This window comes from Neolewinella lacunae, assembly GCF_014349155.1.
GTDB lineage: Bacteria > Bacteroidota > Bacteroidia > Chitinophagales > Saprospiraceae > Neolewinella > Neolewinella lacunae.
Genome location: NZ_JACSIT010000154.1, coordinates 12009 through 35738, shown reverse-complemented (window position 1 = coordinate 35738; position 23730 = coordinate 12009). Strand labels below are relative to the sequence as shown.

17 protein-coding genes are annotated in these 23730 nt (G+C 59.0%); 9 read left to right on the top strand and 8 right to left on the bottom strand.

Features of this window, described 5'->3' with window-relative positions; genetic code table 11:
- Positions 1-254: 254 nt before the first annotated feature.
- The 3 genes from H9S92_RS21195 to H9S92_RS21185 all read right to left on the bottom strand — a co-directional run bounded on the left by H9S92_RS21195 (position 255) and on the right by H9S92_RS21185 (position 6237).
- Positions 255-797 carry a hypothetical protein gene (locus H9S92_RS21195; protein ID WP_187468712.1) on the bottom strand — a complete coding sequence of 181 codons (543 nt, stop codon included), beginning with the start codon at positions 795-797 and terminating at the stop codon, positions 255-257.
- A 134-nt stretch (positions 798-931) separates the two neighbouring features.
- Positions 932-3829 carry an aminomethyl-transferring glycine dehydrogenase gene (gcvP, locus tag H9S92_RS21190; RefSeq protein ID WP_187468711.1) on the bottom strand — a complete coding sequence of 966 codons (2898 nt, stop codon included), beginning with the start codon at positions 3827-3829 and terminating at the stop codon, positions 932-934.
- A gap of 125 nt (positions 3830-3954) precedes the next feature.
- Positions 3955-6237, bottom strand: a complete 2283-nt coding sequence (locus tag H9S92_RS21185) for a hypothetical protein (RefSeq protein WP_187468710.1) — start codon at positions 6235-6237, stop codon at positions 3955-3957.
- Between the two features lie 374 nt (positions 6238-6611).
- On the opposite strand from H9S92_RS21185, the gene H9S92_RS21180 reads away from it, so the two are divergent.
- Positions 6612-7376: a helix-turn-helix domain-containing protein gene (locus tag H9S92_RS21180; RefSeq protein ID WP_187468709.1), complete on the top strand. Its 765-nt coding sequence runs from the start codon at positions 6612-6614 to the stop codon at positions 7374-7376.
- Between the two features lie 2 nt (positions 7377-7378).
- On the opposite strand, the gene H9S92_RS21175 is transcribed toward H9S92_RS21180, so the two are convergent.
- Positions 7379-7984 carry a toxin-antitoxin system YwqK family antitoxin gene (locus H9S92_RS21175; protein WP_187468708.1) on the bottom strand — a complete coding sequence of 202 codons (606 nt, stop codon included), beginning with the start codon at positions 7982-7984 and terminating at the stop codon, positions 7379-7381.
- A gap of 1168 nt (positions 7985-9152) precedes the next feature.
- Between H9S92_RS21175 and H9S92_RS21170 the strand changes: the two genes are divergently transcribed.
- From H9S92_RS21170 to H9S92_RS21150, 5 genes are all read left to right on the top strand, one after another.
- On the top strand, positions 9153-11291 hold the full coding sequence (locus H9S92_RS21170) for a peptidylprolyl isomerase (protein WP_187468707.1): 2139 nt from the start codon (positions 9153-9155) through the stop codon (positions 11289-11291).
- A gap of 198 nt (positions 11292-11489) precedes the next feature.
- Positions 11490-11669 (top strand): hypothetical protein, encoded by a 180-nt coding sequence (locus H9S92_RS21165; protein WP_187468706.1) that lies wholly within the window; start codon positions 11490-11492, stop codon positions 11667-11669.
- Positions 11670-11681: 12 nt separating this feature from the next.
- Positions 11682-12254: an LPS export ABC transporter periplasmic protein LptC gene (lptC, locus tag H9S92_RS21160; RefSeq protein WP_187468705.1), complete on the top strand. Its 573-nt coding sequence runs from the start codon at positions 11682-11684 to the stop codon at positions 12252-12254.
- A 9-nt stretch (positions 12255-12263) separates the two neighbouring features.
- The gene (locus H9S92_RS21155; RefSeq protein WP_187468704.1) at positions 12264-13526 is read left to right on the top strand and encodes a hemolysin family protein; all 1263 of its coding nucleotides are present in this window, start codon (positions 12264-12266) and stop codon (positions 13524-13526) included.
- A 274-nt stretch (positions 13527-13800) separates the two neighbouring features.
- Positions 13801-14913 carry a mechanosensitive ion channel family protein gene (locus tag H9S92_RS21150; RefSeq protein ID WP_187468703.1) on the top strand — a complete coding sequence of 371 codons (1113 nt, stop codon included), beginning with the start codon at positions 13801-13803 and terminating at the stop codon, positions 14911-14913.
- A 309-nt stretch (positions 14914-15222) separates the two neighbouring features.
- Here H9S92_RS21150 and H9S92_RS21145 read toward each other — a convergent pair whose 3' ends face one another.
- The 3 genes from H9S92_RS21145 to H9S92_RS21135 all read right to left on the bottom strand — a co-directional run bounded on the left by H9S92_RS21145 (position 15223) and on the right by H9S92_RS21135 (position 19023).
- Positions 15223-16401, bottom strand: coding sequence for a cystathionine gamma-synthase (locus tag H9S92_RS21145; RefSeq protein WP_187468702.1), 1179 nt, complete (start codon positions 16399-16401; stop codon positions 15223-15225).
- A gap of 77 nt (positions 16402-16478) precedes the next feature.
- Complete coding sequence (locus H9S92_RS21140; RefSeq protein WP_187468701.1) at positions 16479-17027, bottom strand: hypothetical protein; 549 nt, start codon at positions 17025-17027, stop codon at positions 16479-16481.
- A gap of 106 nt (positions 17028-17133) precedes the next feature.
- Entirely contained in the window at positions 17134-19023 is a 1890-nt protein-coding gene (locus H9S92_RS21135; protein ID WP_187468700.1) for an amidophosphoribosyltransferase, read from the bottom strand.
- Positions 19024-19208: 185 nt separating this feature from the next.
- On the opposite strand from H9S92_RS21135, the gene porN reads away from it, so the two are divergent.
- Both porN and H9S92_RS21125 read left to right on the top strand, forming a co-directional pair.
- The gene (gene porN / locus H9S92_RS21130; RefSeq protein WP_246464039.1) at positions 19209-20081 is read left to right on the top strand and encodes a type IX secretion system ring subunit PorN/GldN; all 873 of its coding nucleotides are present in this window, start codon (positions 19209-19211) and stop codon (positions 20079-20081) included.
- Positions 20082-20434: 353 nt separating this feature from the next.
- Complete coding sequence (locus H9S92_RS21125) at positions 20435-21088, top strand: hypothetical protein (protein ID WP_187468699.1); 654 nt, start codon at positions 20435-20437, stop codon at positions 21086-21088.
- A gap of 143 nt (positions 21089-21231) precedes the next feature.
- Here H9S92_RS21125 and H9S92_RS21120 read toward each other — a convergent pair whose 3' ends face one another.
- Positions 21232-21621 carry a hypothetical protein gene (locus tag H9S92_RS21120; protein ID WP_187468698.1) on the bottom strand — a complete coding sequence of 130 codons (390 nt, stop codon included), beginning with the start codon at positions 21619-21621 and terminating at the stop codon, positions 21232-21234.
- 319 nt (positions 21622-21940) lie between these two features.
- On the opposite strand from H9S92_RS21120, the gene H9S92_RS21115 reads away from it, so the two are divergent.
- Entirely contained in the window at positions 21941-23611 is a 1671-nt protein-coding gene (locus H9S92_RS21115; protein WP_187468697.1) for an AMP-binding protein, read from the top strand.
- Positions 23612-23730: the final 119 nt, after the last annotated feature.

Genomic DNA, 23730 nt, shown 5'->3' with positions numbered 1-23730 from the left:
AGGATTGTTTCTCTTGAGAGGCTTTTTTCCAGCTAATATTTTACGATGCCCCCAAAGGATGAATTGTGGAAGGGCGGGCTAAAGTGGGGTAAGAGTATGAATTTTTCGAATTTTAGCCCCTACCTTTGAAGCCAAGCCAATCAGAAAGACAATTTCTGTAGGCAGACTTTAATTTGGTTTTATTTGGTTAGGGCTGAGGTGGTGCCGTGGTGGCACTACCTCTTTTTTATTGTGGCCATTGCAATAATACCAGATCACCAGCTCACTTCGATGAGGGCATCGACGTCTTTACCCAAGCGATTGATCTGTAGGGTGCGCACCCGGTAGCCTGTGGCGGGGTCGTATTCCAGTTGGTGGTCTCCCTTCGAGAGCACCGTGCCCGTTTTGCGGCGGATACTGACGTGGGTTACTACCCCCAGGTCTTCCTCCACGGTAAGCACCCTCGTTTGGAGGCTGCTGTCGAGGGCAGTATAAGTGGTGAGCTGGTGCTGACCCGAAAGTTGTTGGACTTCACTGCGGTATTTGTCCTGCCAGGCGGGCTTGTTGATGTCGGATTCGCGGAAGAGGCGAAGGTCATTGGAGAAGTTAAGGTCGGTCAGCTGCTTGGTTTCCGTTTCCCCGTTGAGCTGGATGCTTTTGGTGACGGTGAGCGGATACCCTTCCAGCCGCTCGATTTCCGCGTCGAAGTACCCCTTCAGGTCAAAGAAAGAAGGGCGTACCGCCGGGTCGGTCGGACCCTCGGCACCGCAGGAGCAAACTCCAAGGAGGAGGCAAATGGCAGGAATCAAGTATTTCATAACTCGGTAAAGGTACGGCCTGGCCACAGGGTTTATCCTGCGTGGGAGATTTGCGTTTTTGTTTGCCGGGCAGGGATTCCCGGCAGACGGAGGTGTTGCGTCCTTCGTGCCGTCCCCTGCTTTCCCCGGGCGACCTATTCCTCCGCGTAAGCAGCTACCGGCGGGCAGGTACAGACGAAATTCCGGTCGCCGTAGCCATCATCTACGCGGCCAACGGAGGGCCAGAATTTGTAGCCCTGGCGCAGGTAGGGTAGGGGGTAGGCGGCAGCTTCCCTTCCGTAAGGGTGGCTCCAGGCGTCGGCGGTGATTTCGGCAACGGTATGGGGGGCGTTGACCAACACGTTGTCGTGAGCATCCGCCTCGCCGCGGGCAATGGCGTCGGCTTCGGCCCGGATGGCGATCAGGGCGTCGCAGAAGCGGTCCAGTTCCTCCTTACTTTCGCTTTCGGTGGGTTCAATCATCACGGTACCCGCCACGGGCCAGCTCAGGGTGGGAGCGTGGTAGCCGTAGTCGATCAGGCGCTTGGCCAGGTCGCCGGCGCTCATCACCGTCTTGAACGGGCGCAGGTCAAGGATCAGCTCGTGCGCGGCGCGGCCTTTTTCGCCGGTGAACAAGACGTCGTAGTGGGCTTCAATCCGCGCCTTGATGTAGTTGGCGTTCAGGATGGCGTATTCGCTGGCGGCTTTGAGGCCTTTGGCACCCAGCAGGCGGATGTACGCGTAGCTGATGAGCAGAATGGAGGCCGAACCCCAGGGCGCTGCCGCTACGGCTTGGGTCGCCTTCTGGCCGCCAGTGAGTTGCAGCGGGTGGCCAGGCAGGTAGGGGGCGAGCTTTTCATTGCAGCAGATTGGGCCCATACCGGGTCCACCGCCGCCGTGGGGGATGGCGAAGGTCTTGTGCAGGTTAAGGTGGCAAACGTCGGCACCAATGCGGCCCGGACTGGTCAGGCCCACCTGCGCGTTCATGTTGGCCCCGTCCATGTACACCATGCCGCCCGCTGCGTGGACGAGCTCGCAAAATTCCGTGACGCCCGTTTCAAATACCCCGTAGGTGCTGGGGTAGGTAATCATCAGGCAGGAGAGGTTTTCGCGGTGGGCCGCTACCTTTTCTTTGAGGTCGGCCAGGTCGATGTTGCCAGCGGCGTCGGACTTAACGACCACCACCTGCATGCCGGCCATCACGGCGCTGGCGGGGTTGGTACCGTGGGCCGATTCGGGGATGATGGCTACGTTGCGGTGGAAGTCGCCCCGGTCGTGGTGGTAAGCCCGGATGACCAGCAAACCGGCGTACTCACCGCTGGCCCCACTGTTGGGCTGGAGGCTGCAGGCGGTAAAGCCGCAGATTTCGGCCAGGTCACGCTCCAGTTCGGCAAAGATTTGCTGGTAGCCCTGGGCCTGCTCAATCGGCGCGAAGGGGTGGAGGTCGGCAAATTCCGGCCAGCTGACGGGAATCAACTGCGTAGCCGCATTCAACTTCATCGTGCAGCTGCCGAGCGGGATCATGGAGTGGACGAGGCTAAGGTCTTTGTTCTCCAGGCGCTTGATGTAGCGCATCATGGTGGTCTCCGTACGGTAGCTGTTGAAGTTAGGGTGGGTCAGGTAGGCCGACTGCCGCACCAGGCTGGCCGGAATGCGGTCGCTGATGCCCGCCACGCCTCCTTCGGGCGTCAGCTCCGCACCAGCATAGTCGAGGGCCACTCCGAAGATGCGGCATACGGCCTGCAAATCGGTGGTCGCCACGCTCTCGTCGAAGCTCAGGCGGATGCCCCCCTCGCCAGGGTAGAAAAAGTTGTAGCCTTCGGTTTCGGCGCGGTCGCGGATTTCGCGGGCTTTTTCCGGGCTCACGGCCACGTGGAGGGTATCGAAGAAAGCGTCGCCGGCCAGCGTAAAGCCGCCCGCGCGCAGGGCATCGGCCAGAATGACGGTGAAATGGTGGGTCCGCTGCGCAATTGCCTTGAGACCCTGTGCCCCGTGGTAGACGGCGTAAAAGGCGGCCATGTTGGCCAGCAGCGCCTGGGCGGTGCAGATGTTGGACGTGGCTTTTTCCCGACGGATGTGCTGCTCGCGGGTTTGCAGGGCCATGCGCAGGGCGTAGTGGCCGTGGCGGTCCTGGCTGACGCCGATGATGCGGCCGGGGATCTGCCGTTTGTACTCATCCTGGGTGGCAAAGAAGGCGGCGTGCGGTCCGCCAAAGCCCATCGGCACCCCAAAACGCTGGGAATTGCCCACCACCACGTCGGCTCCCCATTCTCCGGGCGGGGTCAGCATGGTCAGCGCCAGCAAATCGGTGGCCACCACGGTAAAGGCACCGGCCGCTTTGGCGCGGGCCACCAACTCGCGGGGGTCGAAAATGAGCCCGTCCGCCCCGGGGTACTGCAGCAGCATCCCGAAGACTTTATCGGCGGGGAAGTCGAAAGCCTCCACCGGACGCACGTCAATGGTAATGCCCAGGGGCTCGGCCCGCGTTTGCAATACGGCAATGGTCTGGGGCAGCACCTGGTCGGAGACCAAAAAGGTGCTCACGGCCTCCTCGCGCACCCGCTTGTTGCGTACGGCGTGGAGCATCGTCATGGCCTCGGCCGCAGCGGTGCCTTCGTCGAGCAGGCTGGCGTTGGCAATGGGCAGGCCCGTCAGGTCGGCCACCATCGTCTGGTAGTTCAGCAGGCTCTCCAGCCGGCCCTGGGCAATCTCCGCCTGGTAGGGTGTGTACTGGGTGTACCAGCCGGGATTGGAGAACACGTTGCGCAAAATCACGCTCGGCGTAACGGTGTTGTAGTATCCCATCCCGATGAAGGACCGGAGCACTTTATTGCGCCGGGCAATGCCCTTGAGGTGCTGCAGGTAGTAGTATTCACTGACCGCAGGCGGTACGTTGAGCGCCTTATGATCGCGGATGTTGGCGGGTACCGTTTGGTCGATCAGTTCGTCGAGCGACTGCACCCCGATGGCTTGCAGCATCGCCTCGGTATCGGCCGCGTCGGGGCCCAGGTGGCGGTCACGAAATTGATCGAAGCGGGGGGTAAGTGCGGGCATGGCGCAGGCTTGGTTAGGGGGTAATGAAATCGCGGCGCAAAGGTAACCCAAGCTGGGCAAAAGTGTTGTGTTCGGGCGCGGACGCAGGTGCCAAAAATGGACGGGGAGCGGGGGAAGTGCTCCCCCTATCTCAAACTTTGCCTTAAGGCTTCCGTTGCACCTGCGGACGCGCCCCAGATCCCTTCCGCATCGATGGCCAGACACCGCAAGCCCACGGTGCTTAGCTCCCGCTGCCGCAGGGCTTCCACCTCCGCCGGGGCCTGGCCGGGGAGACGGCCGTCGGGCAGTAAAACGGTTTTTTTGCCGTCGGGGGCCATCACCAGAAGGGGCAAAAAAGTGTCGCGCCAGGGCACGTGCACCTCGAAAAAATGCTGGGGCAGCCGGTCTTGCAGGAGCGGTACCAGGTGCTCCGCCAGCGGGTGGGGGCCGGGATCCTGCAAGCCGCAGCGGGTCCGGACTTCGCGGCCCATCGCCAGCAGCGTTTCGCGGTCGAAAGGAACGGCGGCGGCAGCCTCGGCACTGCGGATGAGGGCTGCGACGAGGAAATCGGCCCCGAAGCCGTCGCTGAGCAGAGCCTGTGTGATGCGATCGGAGGGCCAGCGGTGGAAAATGCTGAGGCGGGGCGCGCACAGCAGCCAGTCTTCCCAGTGCCGCAGGACCGTCGCCCCATCGTCGGCACTCAGTTGATCCGGGAAAAAAAGCCGGAGGTGCCCGGCGCTGGCCCCCGGCCACTGGGGGAGGGTTTTCCAGGGCCCTTCGCCCAGCTGGAAACCCGCTCCGGCACCCGTGCGCGGGGGCGCTTCCGCTACGTACACGGCCGTCCACTCCGGCGGCCGCAGGGTCGCAAAGGGCTGCGTCAGGGCCAGCGCCGGCGCGAGGCAGCCCGCCAAGGTCAGGTACCGCGCCGTTGCATCCTGCAAGGGTGCGAGTTGGTAGACCGTATTTTTTTTCCAGGCGGGGTCAGCTGCCTCGTCCGTCAGGTCAATCAACACATCGGCCGCGCCGGTGGGCGGCGGCACTGGCTGGCCGGGCAAGACGATGCGCAGCGCGGAGGCGTCCGCACCCGCCCGCCCGTTGCGCGCGGTGGTGAGGAGTTCGTCGGCCAGCCGGGCCAGTGCGGCGGGGTCCAGGCGATGGGCTCCGGGGACTTCCACCCGCTGCAGGCAGCGTTCGAAGTACCAGCTGGTGAAGGCAATTTCCCAGTCGTCGGCCGGCAGGTCCAGCAGCGGAGCCATCAGCCGGCGCAGGCGGGCGGGCTGGGCGTACCAGAAGTGGCGGCGCGCGTAAAAGTCAGGCAATTCCCCGAGATGGCGCTGGGTGTTGCGCAATTTTTCCAGGGTGTTTTCCAGCAGCTGCAGTTGCCGGGGGGCGGTTGCGGCGTTGTTTCCCCCGATGGGGAGTTGGTAGAGCCCCGCCTCGTCCATTTTGCTGAGCAGCTCGGTGAGGCGGTCGGCCAGGCGCCGGAAAACTTCCGGGTCGCCCAGGCTGGGGTCAACCGTAACGGCGTTGAGGGAAAGGGAATTGGCCTGCAACTCCCGCCCCAGCTGTTCGCGGGCCTGGGTGAGGGCACTGGCTTCGGCGGCAAAAGCCTTGGCCAGGGCTTCCGGGCCAGCGGTGCTCTCGGTGGCGGGTGGGGTGCCGTAGTGCAAAAGGTGGTACGCCGCCCAGTCTTCGCGAAGCTGGGGCAGGCTTTTGCGTTGCTGGCGTGCGTTGGCGGCAGGAATTTCTGCGAGGCGGTCGGTAAAGGCAGTGAGGGTATCCCGCCGGCTGCGCAAGTTCCGCTGGCCCGCAAACAGCGCCGCCCGCGCGTGGCCGTGGATGGCCAGGAGGAAGTCGCGGTACAGGGCACTGCCCTCCGCCAAATATTGCTCCACGTGCTGGGTGATGAACTGCTGGCTCTCGGTGAGGCTGCGGTGGCGGAAAAAACCGGTGTTGAGGTCTTCCAGCCCTTTGGAAACGCGGGGGAGCTTTTCGTACTTCCGCAGCGTCTGCAACAAGCGCTCCTTAAGCTCCAGGAACTCGGCGGGCGTAAACTCGAAACTATCCGTAGAAATGAAGGGATTGAGCAGCGCCGCCGCCGGGGAAAGGCCATTTTTTAACCACAAACCCACCGTTTCGGCAAATCCGTAGGGCCCAAACACGCCGCTGTCCTCCGTTGCTGCGGCCCGCAGCAAAGCTGCGGCGGGGAAGCGGGGGGGCTTGGCCAGCCCGGCAGTAAGCAGGGCGGCCTGCTGCGCGGATAAACAACGCAGGCATACCGCCAGGCCCTGCTCCAGGGCAGCGTGCAGGGCCAGGCTGATGTGCGTAGCCGCCCCCGGGCCCCGGAGGCGCAGGAGCCCCGCCGGCTGAGTTGCCCCGCCGTACGGAATCCCCCCCAAAGACCAGCGGGTAACTGTTTGTGGCTCCACGGTAGTTCGGTATTGCCTGCTGTTTTCCGGGCCCGGCGGATGGACCCAACGGCATTCTTGAAAGACAAACATAACCCAAAGGCCGCCAAGCCCGCGCTTTTCATCTAAATTTTGCCATTTTTGATACAGAAGTATGAATTCTTGCGTGCCGGAATTGCAAATGCCGGAAATTTGGCCTAGATTTATAAGGTTATCCGGTGTGCCCCCCCAGCTCACTCCTGATTTTACTTCACCACTGCGCTGGGCGGGATCAATACCGATAACCATTATTACTGGGCATGAGTATGTCCAGGGCGCGCACTCCGGGAGGCTTTTATAGCAGCCCGCCTTTGCCCGCATTACTACTTTTGAAGTTATCACACCTGTCTTTACGTATGAACCAAATTGCAGTCATCCTAACCGACGCCCACCGCCGCATCCTGTGGGTAAACCACGACTTTGAAGCGATCACCGGCTACAGCCTGGGAGAAGTGCTGGGCTGTTCCCCCGCCGAGTTTCTCCACGGCCCAAAAACGGAGCCCGACGTGCTCGAACGCATCCGGCAGGGGCTGGCCAGCGAGAAACCCTTCAAGGAAACCATTACCAACTACCGCAAAAGCGGGGATTCGTACCGCTGCCAGCTGGTCATCCACCCCATCCATAATAAGGAGGGAGCCATCGTGAATTACCTGGCCTTCGAGGTAGACTGCAGCAAGAAGCACCACGCTGGCGGCCACTCCCTGCTCAGTCTCGAAGCCCGCTACCGCACCAGCAGTTTGCAGGGGACCGACGAGCTGCGCCTCTACGAGCGCATCAACACGGTAATGAACAACGAGCAGCTTTTTCTGGACCCCGACCTCACCCTCCGCAAGCTCTCCCTCCGCCTGGACACCAACACCAAATACCTCAGCCAGGTGATCAACCGCCACGCGAATTGCAACTTCCTCACCTTCGTCAATGGCTTCCGGATTGCGGAGGTGCAGCGCCGCTTCGAAGCCCTGGAGTTTCAGCAGCGCACGTTCTTCGGCATCGCCCAGCGCTGCGGCTTCAAAAACAAGAGTACCTTTTATAAGGCTTTCCGCGACGCCCTCGGCCAAACGCCCAAAGCTTTTGTAGAGTCGATGCCCGTTGCTGAAGAAGCAACGGCGAATGAACAATAAGCTTATTCGACGATGCCGCCGCTTACCCGCTCCCCGTTTTGGTAGACGTACTCCAGGGTGATTTTTCCTTCTTCGTTGAAGTAGCGGAAAGGGCCGTGTAAGACGCCCATGCGGTAGGTTGCTTCCTGCTTGATTTTGTTGTTGCGGTAGTCAAATTCCGCCATCGTGCCGTCCAGTTGACCGTCGATGTAGCTGGCCGTCAGCTCGGGCCGGCCAATCTTATATTTGCCGTAGCTGCCGTGCAAAACGTTGGCCTTGTAGTTGGCCAGCACCGCGATGCGTCCCAGTTCGTCCAGTTCCAGGTAAGGGCCATTGAGTGCTCCGTCGACGTAGCTCACGATTTTCCGGGGGGCTGCTTCGCCGCCGTCGTAGGTCGTCCACGTGCCCTGCTTCAGCCCATTTAACACAAAACCGGCTTCCACCAGGGCACCCAGCGGGTCTCTTTTCTCCGCCCGCAGCGTCGTCGTGCCAGGGATGGGGCTGATGACGTACTCCAGGCTGTCAATTACGGCCGTTTCCACCGCCACGGGGGCTGGGGCGTTTTGGCAACGGAACAGGAACAGGAAGAGCAGGATCGGAAGCAGGTAGCGCATAGCGGTGGGCAGCATTTCCCGCAAAGGTAAGCGGCGGCGGGGAATAGCTGAAAGTGCGGCCAGGGGCGCGGACGCAGGTGCTCCCCCCCGACAAAGGAGCAGGGGAAGTCAGGAGCAGGGACTTTAAACCTAGGCTGTCGAATTAGCAAGGTCAAAGCCGTGCGAATTTTCGCCAATGGGATCATCGGCTGAGAGAGGCTCAACTTTGCCAAACCCTTAGTGCAACTCAGTGCCCTTAATGCCTTAGTGGTGAAAAACCCGCGCAGCGGAAAAATGCAGCCCCTTGGGGGAGTACGGGTTAACCCCAATGAATTAGACAGCCTAACTTTAAACCCGCAAAAAGGAAGCCTTTTTCAGGCCTTAACTTATCTTTAAATCAGCGGCATTTTCCTTCCTTTTCGGGCGGTTTTATCCAGCTTTTTCCGGCTGCTTCGCTCCAAATGTTAAGAGAATTAAGGCCATACCACGGGGTGGCCCCCCGCGTTATGTTGAGGAAATCCATCGAATTTCCGCCGGAGCTGCCCACCAAATTCCTTGGCTTCGGCATTCTATTAACGGATTTTAAGATTTCGGAGGATGGGAGGCCGTAAATGCAATCGTCCGTCTTCCTGCCACAGGTGCTGGCTTCCCTACGTCGCCACCCTGTTTTAAATTTGGGACACCCCCGGCCGCCGGATGAAGCGACAGCCCGGAAAGATTAGACCATTTCGAGACCAGAAGTAAACACCTGATCATTTTTTTCCCGGGCAACCCCTTCCTTGCGCCCGGGGAGAAAACACCTAAAACCCGTTTTTTACCCTTTTGGGCAACGTACTTAATATCCTCTCCTTCCCGTTGGGCGACGGGACTTCTCTTTTTGCGATCCTGTCCCTTTGGCGGAGCGGGCCATTGCTTCCCTCCGTTTTGGGGCAGGGTACCTTCTGCCGGGGAAGTCTTTGGTGGGGCTGCCTTGCTCCTCCAACGTTGCGGGCACCTGCGGCCGCGCCCAATGGCTGTGCTTAAAAAGCGGGGTCTTTTTCTTTAGCTTGCCCACCTTTTTCAAAAAGTCGTATCTTCGCCGCCCCAACGAACAGCGGTCCGGGCCCTCTGCCCCTGGTGAGGCCGTTTTTGCTGGGAGACAACAGACATTACAATACCAAGATAGTGCCTCCCCCGTGTGAGGCCAACGAAAAGCATTAGCAGTATGGCATTGATCGGGAAAATCAGGGAAAATACCGCCATCGTCCTCCTCTTCATCGGTGGTGGCATCGCGTTGTTCATCCTCTCGGAAATGACTTCCGGCGCCAACGGCCCCATCGGCCCCGTTGAACAAGCCATGGGCCGGGTGGGCGAACGGGAAATTGACCGTGCCGAATTCGAGCGTACCCTCAGTGGGGCCTTCAACGGTGGCGATGCCTACCAGAACCGGGATAACCTCTGGCAGTTTTACGTCAACGAAGGTCTCGTAGCCGAAGAGGCCGAAAGCATTGGCCTGGCCGTAACGGAGGAAGAGCTGACCGATCTGGAGTTCGGCCCCAACCCCAGCCCCGTTGTTGCCCGCAACCTCACGGACCCCAACACGGGCCAGCTCAACCGCAACCTGTTGAGCCAGATCCAGGGCCACATCGACAACAATACCCTCGACGACGCCATCAACGACGGTACGCTCAACCCCAACATCCGCACCATCTGGAAATACCAGCGCCGGGAAGTGGTGGCCACCCGCCTGCAAGAGAAGATGGGCGCGCTGGTCAGCAAGGCCATGTACGCCCCGTCCTGGCAGGCCCAGGCTTACGCCGATGAGCAGATCAAGAGCCGGCAATTTGCCGTCGTGAAAGTTCCCTTCGATAAGATTGCCGATACCGAAGTGACGGTGGAAGATGCCGACGTACAAGCTTACATCGACGAAAACCGCAGTGTTTTCAACAACCCCGAGGAAACCCGCCTGCTGAGCTACGTCAGCTTTAAGGTAGAGCCGACGGCAGAAGACTCGGCCGCCATCCGTACGCAATTGCAGGAACTGGCCGCTGAGTGGCGCGAAGAAACCACGGAAAGCGGCGATAGCCTCTTCGCCCTGGCCAACCGCGGCAGCTACAACGGTACTTTCGTTGCCGAATCTGCCCTCAGCCCCGTCATTTCCGACGTAGTGCTCAACCAACTGGAAAAGGGTGCGATCTACGGCCCGTACGTAGAAGGGAATGCCATGAAGCTGCTCAAGCTGGTTGACCGCCGGACGATGTCAGACTCGGCCAGTACCCGCCACATCCTGCGCGAAGCGTCTACCCCCGCCCAGTTCACCGAAGCGAACCGGGTGATTGACAGCCTGATGAACGTGCTGCAAGCCAACCGGGGCAAGTTTGCCAGCCTGGCCGAAACCTTCAGCCAAGACCCCGGCTCCGCTTCCGAAGGCGGCGTGTACAAAAAAGTAACTCCCGGCCAGTTCGTTAAGCCTTTTGACAATGTGCTCTTCGTTACCGGGGAGGTTGGCAAGTTGTACAAAGTCCGTACCTCTTTCGGCGTCCACCTCGTGGAAGTCATGAGCCGCAGCGCCAGCACGAGCCCCCGGGCGAAGGTGGCTTACCTCGTTGAGCCCATCCTGCCCAGCAACGAAACGGAAGATGCCACCCTGGCCAAAGCCCAGACTTTCCTGAACGGCAAAAACAAACTGGCCGACCTGAAAGCCGCCGCCGAAGCTGCCGGAATGGAGATCACCACTACCAACCCCCTCCCCATCAGCAACTATACGCTGCCCGGCCTGGGCGGCGGACAAGAGGTGAAGGACATGATGTGCTGGGCCTTTTCCGCCGGTGAGGGCGACGTGAGCGGGGTGGTGTACACCTTCTCCGATCCCCAGCTGTTCTACGAAAACAACTACGTTCTGGTTGGTCTGGAAGACGTCATCCCCGCCGGCGTCGCTCCCGTTGCCGCCGTTAAGGAAGCCCTCGCCACCACCCTGCGCGACCGCGCCAAGGGCAAGAAACTGGCCGAAATGCTGGCGGGCAAAGACCTCAGCGCCATCGCCGCCCAGTACGAAGTGGAAGTGGATACGCTGTTCAGCAACCCCACCCTGGTGAACCTGCCCGGCCTGGGCCGCGAGCCCAAAGTGGTTGCTGCTGCCGCCATGTCGGAAATCGGCGTGCCTTCCAAGCCCGTCGTCGGTAATACCGGCGTGTACGTGGTAGTTGCCGTTTCCAACCCCAGCGGTGCCACGAGCGGCAATTTGCCCGGCGCCCGCAACCAGATCCACACTTCTATCCGCCTGCAGGCCGCCAACAGCATCCTGCCCGCCCTGCGCGTGGGAGCCAAGATTGAAGACGAACGCGCTGCAACCGACTGCCGCTAACCCGGCAGCCCCTGCGCATTCCACGCTGCGGCGCGGCCAACCCCGGGTTGGTCGCGCCGCCGTTTTTTCGGGTGCTGCCAAGGACTCCACGCTGGTTTTGCGCCGATTTAACGATTGCGCTGCTTTGTGGTGCTGAGGGTGCATTTTACCGCCTTTTAGTCCTTATCTTTACCCCCGCAAGTGAAAATTGCCCTAGCTATGTCTGAGATTAAATCTTCCGGTACCAAAGGATACGTTGTTATGGGTGCCGCCATTGCGCTCCTGCTGTTCGTATTCCTGGTGGTATACATTTACAAGGCCAACAACAGCGGTGTACCCGAAAGTCCCGAGTATTACGGCCAATTGCTGCTCGATACGGTGGAGGCCCAACTCGCTTAAGCCCAGTTGCCTATGGACGGTTCGGGGCAACAAAAGGCATGGCGCGCTGCGGCAATCGCTGTCTTTTTACTGAGCACCCTTGCGGGTTGCATCAATGACCCCGCTGAGGTAGCCGAGCTGGCGGAACGCATGGAAGCCGGCGTGGAAGTTGCCGAAAACGTGGAAATCCTCTGGAGCGATTCCGCCCGCATCCGCGTCATCGCCACCGCACCCATCATGCTCAATTATCTGGACAATGCCGACCAGCGGCAGGAGTTTCCTGCGGGCCTGCACGTTACTTTCTTCGATGAGCACCAGGATACCAGCAGTACCCTCATTGCCCAGTGGGGGGTCTACCGCCGGCGGGTCAACGAGATTACGGTCCGCGACAGCGTCATCTGGGAATCGGTCGACCTGCAACGCCTCGAAACCGAAGAACTTAACTGGCAGGAGAACACCCAGCGCATCTACACGAGCAAATTCGTCGTCCTGCGCCAGCCCGATTACCTGATCACTGGCTATGGGCTGGAGGCCGACCAAAGCTTTGCCAACGCCAGGGTATTGCAAGTGGACGGCCGCATCCCGCTCAACCGTCCGGAAGAGTAAATCTACTTTATGCAGACCGTGCTCATCCTCCTTTCTTTGGTCCTTTCCGCCCTGTTCAGCGGCGCGGAGATTTCTTACGTCTCGGCCAATAAGCTCCGGGTAGAACTGAAGAAAAAACGTGGTACCCGCCGCAGCCGCATCCTGGCCCGCTGGTTTGATCAACCCGCCGAGTTTCTGAGTACCATGCTGGTGGGCAACAACATCGCCCTGGTGGCCTTTACCACCTTGATGTCCCTCCCGTTGAGCTGGCTGATCAATACCCAACTCGGCATTGAGGGCGAGGCCACCCAGCTTTTGCTCAGCACCGTACTCATTACCCTCATCGTGCTGGTGTTCGGGGAGTATGTCCCCAAAACCGTCTTCCGCTTATTTGCGGACGATGCGCTCTACTTCTTTGCCCTTCCGCTGCGGGGCCTCCAGTGGTTGCTCTACCTGCCGAGTCTGATCATGACCAAAACGAGCAACTGGCTGCTTAAACTCGTCTTCAACCGGCCGGGCGAAGAACTCGATACGGTGCTGACCCGCCTTGACCTGGAAAACTTCGTCAACGAAAGCCAGGCTTCTTCCGATGAAGAGACCAACGGCATTGACACCAAACTTTTTGGCAACGCCCTGAATTTGCACGACGTGCGCGTTCGCGATTGTATGGTGCCCCGCACTGAAATTCAGAGCATTGACGTGGCCGCCTCGCTCGATGATCTGGCGGCCAAATTTCAGGAAACCCGCCTGAGCCGGCTCATCGTGACCGACGGTGAAATTGACGCTGTACTCGGCTACGTGCACCACCAGCAACTGCTCAAACTGCCCGAATCCCTGGCCAGCATGGTTATGGAGCTCACCTTCGTCCCCGAAGTAGCCCGGGTTACCGATGTGCTCAATCGTTCCATCAAGGAGCAACTCAGCATCGCCTGCGTGGTGGATGAATTTGGTTCCATTTCGGGCGTCATCACCATGGAAGACCTCCTGGAGCAAATCTTCGGTGAAATTGAGGATGAATACGACGACGACGAATACGTCGAAGAAGTTCTCGAAGACGGTGTTTTTCGCTTCAGTGGCCGCCTGGAGATCGACTACCTCAACGAAAAATACAACCTGAACCTGCCGGAAGGGGATTACCACACCCTCTCCGGCTTCGTCGTTACCGAAGCCGAGCGCGTGCCCGAGGAAAACGACGAACTGGAACTCAAAGGCTTCCACCTCCGCATGCTCGAGGTTTCCAATACCCGCATTGAGGTGCTGGAATTGCGCTTCGGCCCGGAAGAAAACGAGTAGCACCTCCCTTTCGTCGGGAAGGATGAAAAAGTTTTGGGCGCGTTCGCAGGTGCTCCCCCCCGCCCCCCCGAAGGGGGGAGAGTGTTGGCCCCCCAACCCCCAAAGGGGGAGGAGCGAGGGTTGGTTTCCCAACAGCGGACTCCCGCAAAAGGGGTGGATTTTCGGGTAGCAATGAACCTGACCCTGCAGAACCCGTTGGGAAGTTGATTGCCACCCAACGAAGTGGTGCCCTGGCCTTCACCCACCCCGTCTGGCACCAAAACACCCTTTGTGTATGCAAGAATTATTTGACCTTCTGGAAACGATGCCGATCTACCTACGGATGGCGGTGCTCTTTGGCTTTGCTTTGGTGCTGGCCACAATTACGGTCCTGGTAGCCTATCCCCTGGTGTCGGCCACGGCCCGGCGCGTGCGCAGCTACTCGCTGGAAGCCTTTACGCAGCGCACCCGCAACCTGGTGTTCTGGATCCTGACTTTCTTTCTTGCCCTCAGTTTCTGGTCGGGCATACCGCCGGTGGAAGAGGGGGAGCCCGACCCCGTCCTGACGCCAGCGGTTTACCTGATCCGTACCCTTTTTTACTTCTTTGTGGGGCTTTTTCTGATCCGGCTGGTGGGGATCGGGGCCGATACCGTCCGTCACCGGTACACCGTGGATGATAAGGACAACCTTCGGGAGCGGAAAATCCTGACCCAATTACAGTATGTACAGCGGATTGCGGCCATCGTCATTTTCTTCATCATGCTGGCCCTGATCATGATGCAATTTGACAGCATGCGGAACCTGGGCACCACCCTGCTGACCTCCGCCGGGGTGGGCGGCATCATCATCGGTTTGGCGGCGCAGAAGTCGATCGCCAACCTGTTGGCTGGTTTCCAGATTGCCTTTACGCAGCCCATCCGGCTGGACGACGCACTGATTGTCAACGGCGAATACGGCTGGGTGGAGGAAATTACCCTCACCTACGTCACCCTGCGGCTCTGGGACCAGCGCCGGCTCATCATCCCCCTCCAGAAATTCATCGACGATACATTTCAAAACTGGACGCGGACGAACTCGGAGCTCATCGGCACAGTCTTCATGTACGTAGACTATACCTTCCCGGTGCAGGAGCTACGCGATGAAGTGGACCGCTGGGTGCCTACGCAGGAACTCTGGGACGGTCGGGTGAAAAGCGTTGCCGTTACGGACAATTCGGACCAGTCGGTCACCATCCGTATCCTGGTGAGTGCCAAGGATGCGCCTTCGACTTTTGATCTGCGTTGCAACACCCGGGAGCACCTTATCAGGTGGATCCAGGAACACCACGGCGATTCGCTGCCGAAAACGCGGGTGGAGATGCAGAACGTCGCCAACCCCGCGCTGCTTCCGGCGGAAAAAGAGGAGTAGAGGTCCGTCAAGCTCTTAAGATGTATAGTAACTGTTTGGGATTCACCAACGGTTGACAGACCACCAGTCCATGGCCACCCGAACTTCCGTCCGGCTGAGCGTGAGCACATCCATAACCGGGTCCTCTTATTCGGGCGGGGACACCCTCAACCGGGTATTATACCCCGATTACAGATTCGACGTCAGAGGAAATTTGACAGACCACCAGATCAGACTGCCTGGGACCAGAGGGGCTGCCAATCCTTGCTCCTTCATTGCTGCCTTTGCACCTGCGTCCGCGCCCCTTTTCTCCGCAAATTGTTGGGAGGCTTAGCCTGCTACGCTGACGGCGGCGGCCAGGGCGTTTTCGAGGTCTTTGACGAGATCGGCCGCATCTTCGATGCCGACGGAGAGGCGGATGAGGCTATCGGTGAGGCCGACGCTGAGGCGCTGCTCGCGGGGGATGCTGGCGTGGGTCATCGTGGCGGGGTGGCCGATGAGGGACTCGACGCCGCCGAGGGACTCGGCCAAAGTGAAGTAGTGGGTATTTTTCATCACCTGCGTGGCGGCCTCGAGGGTGTCTTCCTTGAGGTCGAAGGAGACCATGGCCCCGAAGTCGCGCATCTGCCGGGCGGCGACGGCGTGGCGGGGATGATCTGGCAAACCGGGGTAATAAACGTTGGCCACCAGGGGGTTGTCCTGGAGGACTTTTACCAGGTGCCGGGCGTTTTCGCAGGCGCGCTGGACCCGCAGGTGCAGGGTCTTGATGCCGCGCAAAACGAGGAAACAATCCTGAGGACCGGGCACGGCACCGGCTGCGTTCTGAAGGAAATAGAGGCGCTTGGCCAGGAGTTCATCGCGGGTGATGACGGCACCCATCACGACGTCGCTGTGGCCGCCGAGGTATTTGGTGGCGGAGTGAAGGACGAGGTCGGCGCCCAATTCCAGGGGCTGCTGCAGGTAGGGGCTGGCGAAGGTATTATCGACGACGGAGAGGATATCGCGCGAGCGGGCGATATCGGTCAGGGCCTGGATATCGACGATGTTGAGCATCGGGTTGGTGGGCGTTTCGATCCAGAGCATCTTCGTGGCCGGCGAGAGCTGGCTGAGTACGTGCCCGGGGTCCCGCATATCGATGAAGCGCGATTGGATGCCGAAGCGGCCGAAGACGGCGGTGAGGAGGCGGTAGGAGCCGCCGTAGAGATCGTCGCTGGCCAGCACCTCATCGCCCGGACTGAGGAGTTTCAGGACGTTGTCCATCGCCGCCAGGCCGCTGCTGAAGCAAATGCCGAACTTCCCGTTTTCGATGGAAGCGAGGTTGGCCTGCAGGGCATCGCGGGTGGGGTTTTGGGTGCGGGCGTACTCGTAGCCCTTATGCTCACCCGGGGCCGACTGCGCGTAGGTGGAGGTTTGGTAGATGGGGGTCATGACCGCGCCGGTGAGGGGGTCGGGGTTAAGGCCTCCGTGGATGCACTTGGTAGCGAAGGCGGCGTCTTTTTTGGCAGACATACTGGCGGTGGTTTTATTGGAAGGAGAGCAAAGCTAACGAATAGAACCGGGCCCAGGTTGATGGACCCAGCGATAGCTTAATCTTCGATGCGCTTTCTTTTCGTCCGGGGAATCGGTTGAAGTTCGTTAAAGACGATATCGGTTTCCCGGCGGGGAACGCCCATGTCCCGTAACTTTTGCAGGAGTTTTTTGGCTTCTACCGCACCGTGAATCGCCCGGCTCAGGGCAATGATGACGACGATCTTGATCAGCCAGCCCTTGACGATGGACGAAGGGTCAACAATGCCCGTCAGCAGCTGGTACAAAATATAGAGGCCTAAGCCCAGGCTGAAAGCCAGCAGGGGATTGTACTTTACCAGAAAGGCCAGGCCAGCGTAGAAGACCACCAGGATGGCCCCTTCCACAATGATATCGGTAGTCGTTACGGCCGGGTTACCGACCACCAGGGTGACGGCGATGGCCAGGAAGGACAGCGCTACCAGGGCGATGAGTGTGTAGCGACCCTGGAGCATTTTTTTCAAGTGATCGTTGATCTCGATCTTAAGGTCATTGATCCGGGTGATGGTTTTCGGGTCGAACTCAGGTTCCGCGTTCTGGAAGCCGTCGTCAAGAATGTCTTGGTGCATAGAAAGGTATTAGGAAGGTGGGAAAATAATGCACCAATATGAATTGGGGAAATACTTTCCACATTCGCCGCTAAAGTGCACCCGGCAGGAAGGATGCAAGACCCTCCTAATACGCCCGCTCGTTGCTGCCTTCCATGTAATTGACAAAAGCCCGGTTGACGACGCGGAAGCCGCCCGGGGTGGGGTAGTTGCCGCTGAAGTACCAGTCGCCGTTGTTGTTGGGGCAGGATGCGCGCAGGTTTTCCACTGTTTGGTAGATGACGTCGATTTTCGGCTTCGTCCCAACGGGGGTCACGATCTGGGCGATCTTCTTGCTGATTTCCTCGTAGGAAAACTGGTTGTAGAGTTCCAGGACGACGTTTTCCATCTCCTCTTTGGGCTTCTTGAGTTCTTCGAGGGCTTTTTTGTAGACCTGTTTCATCAACTTCTTCTTGCCCTTTTCTTCCAGCAGGGCTTCCATGGCTTTGAAGGCGACGAACTCGCCCATCTTCGACATATCGATGCCGTAGCAATCGGGGAAGCGGATCTGGGGGGCGGAAGAGACGATGATGATGCGCTTGGGCCGGAGACGGCTGACGATCTTGATGATCGAATCGCGGATGGTGGTGCCGCGGACGATGCTATCGTCGATCAGCACCAGGGTGTCTATTTCGTCGCGGACGATGCCGTAGGTGACGTCGTAGACGTGGCTGACCATATCATCGCGGCTGCGGGTATCGGCAATGAAGGTGCGGGTTTTACCGTCTTTGACGACGATTTTCTCGTTGCGGACTTTGGTGTTGAGGATTTTGCCGATGCCGTTTTTGCCCTTTTTCTGAAGCTTTTTGATCTGCTTCTTTTTCCAGTCGGTCAGTTCTTTTTCCAGGCCCTCGATCATGCCCTGGAAGGCGGTCTCGGCCGTATTGGGGATGTAGCTGAAGACGGTGTTATCGAAATCGTAGTCGATGGCCTTGGTCAGGGCCGGGGCGAGGCGGCGGCCGAGTTCCTTGCGTTCGAGGTAGATGTCGCGGTCGGTTCCCCGGCTGAAGTAGATGCGTTCGAAGGAACAGGCAGCGCGGGGCAGGCTGGGGGCGAAGCGCTCCATGGTGACCTTGCCGCTTTTTTTGATGATGAGGGCGTGGCCTGGCTCAATTTCTTTGATCTCGTTGAAGTGAATGTCGAACACCGTTTGCAAGGCGGGCCGTTCGGAGGCGACGGCGACGAACTCTTCGTTTTCGAAGTAGAAAGCGGGGCGGATGCCGGAGGGGTCGCGCATGACGAAAGCGTCGCCGTGGCCGATCATGCCGCCCATGACGTAGCCGCCGTCGAACTTCTTGCTGGCCCGTTTGAGGAGGCGTTGTACGTCGAGCTCATCGGCAATGATGTCGTTGATCTTGATGTTGGAGTGCCCGTCGGGCTTGTGCCAGGTGTGGATGCGTTGGACTTCATCATCGAGGAAGTGGCCGATCTTTTCGAGGACGGTGACGGTGTCGGATTTTTCTTTGGGGTACTGCCCGAGGTCGACGAGTTCCTGGAAGAGTTCATCGACGTTGGTGAGGTTAAAGTTGCCGGCGATGATGAGGGCACGGGTTTTCCAGTTGCTTTGGCGGAGGAAGGGGTGGCAGGTTTCGATGTCGTTGTTGCCGTGGGTGCCGTAGCGGAGGTGGCCCATCATGAGTTCCCCGGTGTAGGGGAGGTTGCTTTTGAGCCACTCGCCGTCGGCCAGGCGCTCGGGGGGCAATTCATCGAAGCGGCGGTAGACGGCCTCCCAGAGGTCATCGAGGTAGTTGCTGGCGTTGGAGCGGCGGCGGCTGATGAACTTCTGCCCGGGGGGATGATCGAGCTTGATGGTGGCCATGCCCGCCCCGTCTTGACCGCGGTTGCGCATCTTGCGCATCAGCAGCTGCAGGCACTTGAGGCCGTGGAGGGGCGTGCCGTACTTTTCCTGGTAATAACTCAGCGGTTTGCGGAGGCGAATCATCGCCAGGCCGCATTCGTGGTGGATTACGTCGCTCATGTTGTTGGTTGGACCTTACTTGAAGGGGGGCAAAGGTAAAGAGGAATAACACCTCGATACCTGCAATGGCTTAGTTAAGGTGAATTTTTCTGTCCGCCAGCCCCAAAAGTTAAGAAGTTGGGTTGCCGTACTAGCACGTGGCCTGGCGGGGTTTTTCCAGCAAACACGCAAAAACACAGCGCCTTATGGTTTACCGTTTGCTGGCCCTTGGCCTTACCCTGCTTTTCACCCTTCCTGGCACCTGCGGCCGCGCCCAGCAAGCCACCCTGCCCGCACCGGGCAGCCCCGCCGTTGAAAAAAGCTTTCCTACGCCGGTGAACGATATTGTGGCGGACCGGCAAAAGACCCAGAGCCCGGCCCTGGCCGGTACGCCCCTGCGCGCCGCCGATGTGATGTGGCAAAAACGGATTTGGCGGACGATTGACAGCCGCGAGAAGATCAACCTTCCCTTCGCCTACCCGCCCCGGCCGCTGGTGAGCCTTCTGGTGGAAGCCGCCGACGCGGGCAAAATCCAGCTGTACAGCACCATCGACGACAAGTTCACGACCCCGCTGAGCGCTCTGGAGCGGACCGCCATCAACGGCGGGGCCGATACCGTGGCCATCATCGACCCGCGCGACCAAAGCGTGAGCTACCGGGCGGTGCCCCGCGCCTTCAACCCGGCCGATTTCCGGCGCTACCGCCTCCAGGAAATAACGTATTTTGACAAGGCCGCGGGCAGCATGCGGACCCAAATTCTGGGCATTGCGCCCCTGAAAGATGTGTACGACGAGACGGGCAACTACCTCTACGAAATCCCCGCCTTCTGGGTCTACTACCCCGCAGCCCGGGAAATGCTGGCCACCGAGCAGGCCTATCTGGAGGGAAATGACGCCGGCAACCGCAGTTGGGAAGACCTTTTTGAAAGCCGTTTTTTCAACAGCGCCATCGTTAAAGAAAGCAATATCCACAACCGCCGCATTACCGATTACCACGCCGATGGCCGCAGTCGGCTGCTGGAAGCAGAACGCATCAAAGCGGGTAATCTGGCGCGGGAGCAGGATGGTTGGAGTCATTAAACTTTGCGAAGGAAATAGTTCCGCGTGAGCCTTTCATTTGTCGCCAGGGCTTTTTAATGGTGGTGCAGTAAGGGGATGTTCTGGTCCAAAAATGCGGGATGAATACGCCCTAATAAAGATTTTTACTTGTTGGAACCTATTTATTGTTTGTAATATTTGGAAGTATGGGGCGTGGGGACTTAGCTTGGGTTTCTTTACCTCACCTTTCACGTCCTTTGCATAACTTCTTGGTATGAACCCTAGACTTTTGAACGGCGTACGTTTGGGGGCTGGTGCGTATGGGGGATTGGAGCGGACGCCAGTTCTTGATTCAGCAATTGCGTCGGAGATGGGTAAGGCAGCCTTCTACGCACATGAAAATCAGCAAAACCAGCCTCTGCCTCCTCGCCGCCCTGTTCCTGACCACCCTCGCCAGCTGCGCCTGCGAAGAAGACGAATTCGGAGACGTGCTTGAAATGGAAATCCCCGTAGATATAGGACGAAGGGAAAACATCTACCAAGTGGGTGATACTCTGTGGGTGGTGGCGGATTTTCCTAAATTTGTCAAGGTCGTAGGCAACCAAAACGATATTGAATTGGTGGATCACAAGTTTTTTTCTTCGCTCTATATTTCGCTAATAAGCGAATCTCAACTGAGGACTTACACAACTTCACAAGTTATAGTAGAAAGGGGTTCGGTGGAGATCAATCAGCTTGGGGGCTATGATTATCTTTTTGAAGAGACGGAGTTTGGTTATGCAGTTCGCTTTGGTATTGTATTAGTGGCCCCCGGAGATTACAGTACTACCTCGATATCCGGTGAGGAGCAGGGTACTTATCGCCACCCCACCTACTATTCTTGTAAAAATAACCTCAGGAAAAACGTCTTTATCAATAGGATCAACCGGTTTTCAACGATGGATAATTTCAATGATTTTCTTGCCTGGGATCAAGTAGCCGGTGATTTTGTGCAGACTTATGAGGGCTACCTTCTTGGAGGCAAATTCACCTTCCGGGTAGTAGAATGACCCGCTCACCACAGCGCACATGAAAATTAGCAAAACCAGCCTTTGCCTCCTCGCCGCCCTGCTCCCGCCCCCCCAACGCAAAAGCCCCGACACCTTGAGAAAAGGGTATCGGGGCTTTTGCAAACCGGAGTTGCTCCGGAAAATCAGAGTTTGACCACTTCCGCCTGGATGGGGTAGTCGGCCAGGATGCGGGTGGTGAAGGCCATGTGGCCGCGGGGGACGGCCAGGTAGAGTTTGCCGTGCTTGTGGGTGGCCAGGCTGGCCAGGAGGCGCCACTTGGTGACCAGCTCGCGCTCGTCCAGCGACTTCATGCCCAGCTCGAAGTAGGACTTGCGGCCGTTGACTTCGCCCGTGCAATCGGGGATGAAGTACTCTTCGGAGTCTTTGCTGCGGCGGATCTTGGCGGGGGTCTCGTAGCCTTCTACATTGGCGCAAATGTTTTCGAAGCCTTTTTTCTTGACTATTTTATCGAGGAGAAGTTGGATCAGTTCCGTGTCTTTCTGTTGTGCCTCGGTGAGAAGTCCGTGTTCCATCTGGTGCAAGTAGTTTATAGTACGAATGAATGTTGTGAACCCAAAGACCGATAACGGCTGGGCGATATGTATCAGTCAAAGCGACAAAGTACGGTGGGGAAACGTTGTGGCAAAGCGCGGTACACCATGAAAACGTCTCCAGGCAGTGGATAGTTGAGCCCCGAGGCGGTGGGGCTGGTCCTGGCCGCTGCCGGGCAAATGGGGGGGCTCCTCCGCCGGGAAAGCAGCGAGGAATACTTTCATTTCCCCGCCTTGACCACGGGTACAATATGGCTAATTTTTGTACTTTGCCCCCACGTTCGCTTAAAACAATCATGCTATGACCGACCAGCGCCCCTGGCTTACCCAATACCCGGCCGGGATCCCCGCCAACATCGATTTGACCCGCTTTACCACGCTGAAGGACCTGTTAGCGGATTCCACCAAGCAGTTTGGCCCCAAACCGGCGTTCAGCTGCATGGGCAAAACCATCACTTTCGCGGAGTTGGATAAACTGTCGGACGCTTTCGGGGCCTACCTCCACTACCGGGGCTTGCAGCCGGGCGACAAAGTTGCCCTCATGATGCCTAACCTGCTACAGTACCCCATCGCACTGCACGGCGTGCTCAAGGCCGGCCTCGTCATCGTCAACACCAACCCGCTCTACACGCCGCGGGAGATGAAGCACCAGTTTGCCGACTCCGGAGCCAAGGCCGTCGTGATCGCCGAAAACTTCGCCGCCAACCTCCAGCAGATCATCGGGGAGACGGACATCAAGACCGTCATTACCACCAGCATCGGTGAATTGCTGGGCTTCCTGAAGGGCGGGATTACCAACTTTGTGGTCCGCAACGTCAAAAAGATGGTGCCCGCCTACGACCTGCCCGGGGCCGTGACCTTCCAGACGGCGCTTGACGAAGGGGCCAAGCACCGCCTGCCTGCCTTCACCGGCCAGGCCGAGGATACCATCGCCCTCCAGTACACGGGCGGCACCACCGGCGTCTCCAAAGGCGCCATGCTGACCAACGCCAACCTGGTGGCCAATGCCCTGCAAAGCCGCGCCTGGATGACGCAGGCCCTGACGGCTGGCGGCGACGAACGTATGCTCTGCCCCCTGCCGCTCTACCACATCTTCGCCTTCACCGTCAATTCCGTCGCCCTCTTCTCCCACGGCATCTGCAACGTGCTCATTACCAACCCCCGCGACCTGAGCACCATCAATAAGGCCTTCAAAGACAACAAAATTGCCGGCCTGACCGCCGTCAATACCCTCTTCAATGCCTTGATCAACGACCCCGGTTTCCAGGGTCTCGACTTCCGCCACCTCAAAATTGCCGTCGGGGGCGGTATGGCCGTCCAGCGCCCCGTCGCCGAAGGCTGGCAAAAACTAACCGGCGTGCCCCTCAGTGAAGGCTACGGCCTGACGGAAACCAGCCCCTCGGCATGCATGAACCCGCTCAACGATAAAATGCGCATCGGCACCATCGGCGTCCCCCTGCCCAGCACCGAAATGCGCATCTGGGTCGAGGAGGAAAACCGCGTGGCCAGCCCCGAAGAACGCGGCGAAATCCACATCAAAGGCCCCCAGGTCATGAAGGGCTACTACAACCGCCCGGAAGCCACCGCCGAAGTCATCACTACCGACGGCTGGTTGCGCACCGGCGACATCGGCGTGATGAGTGCCGACGGCTTCTTCCGCATCGTTGATCGCCTCAAAGACATGATCCTCGTCTCGGGCTTCAACGTTTTCCCGAACGAAGTAGAGGACGTCCTGGCGGGTCACCCCGGCATCCTCGAAGTGGCGGCCATCGGCGTGCCCAACGAGAAATCCGGCGAAGTCGTCAAGGTCTTCGTCGTCAAAAAGGACAAATCCCTCAAGGCCGAGGACGTCATCAACTACGCCAAGGAAAACCTCACCGGCTACAAGGTGCCCAAAGAAGTGGAATTCCGCGACGACCTGCCCAAAAGCAACGTCGGCAAAATCATCCGTCGCCACCTGCGCGACGCCTGAGGCAGCAACTGCCCACCATTTTAGCTTGTAAAGTGGGCGCGGGCGCAGGTGCCAGGAACGGTGGAAGGAGCGGGGGACGTCCCGACCGCCCACCGCAACTTTCGTCCGCCCGCGCCCAT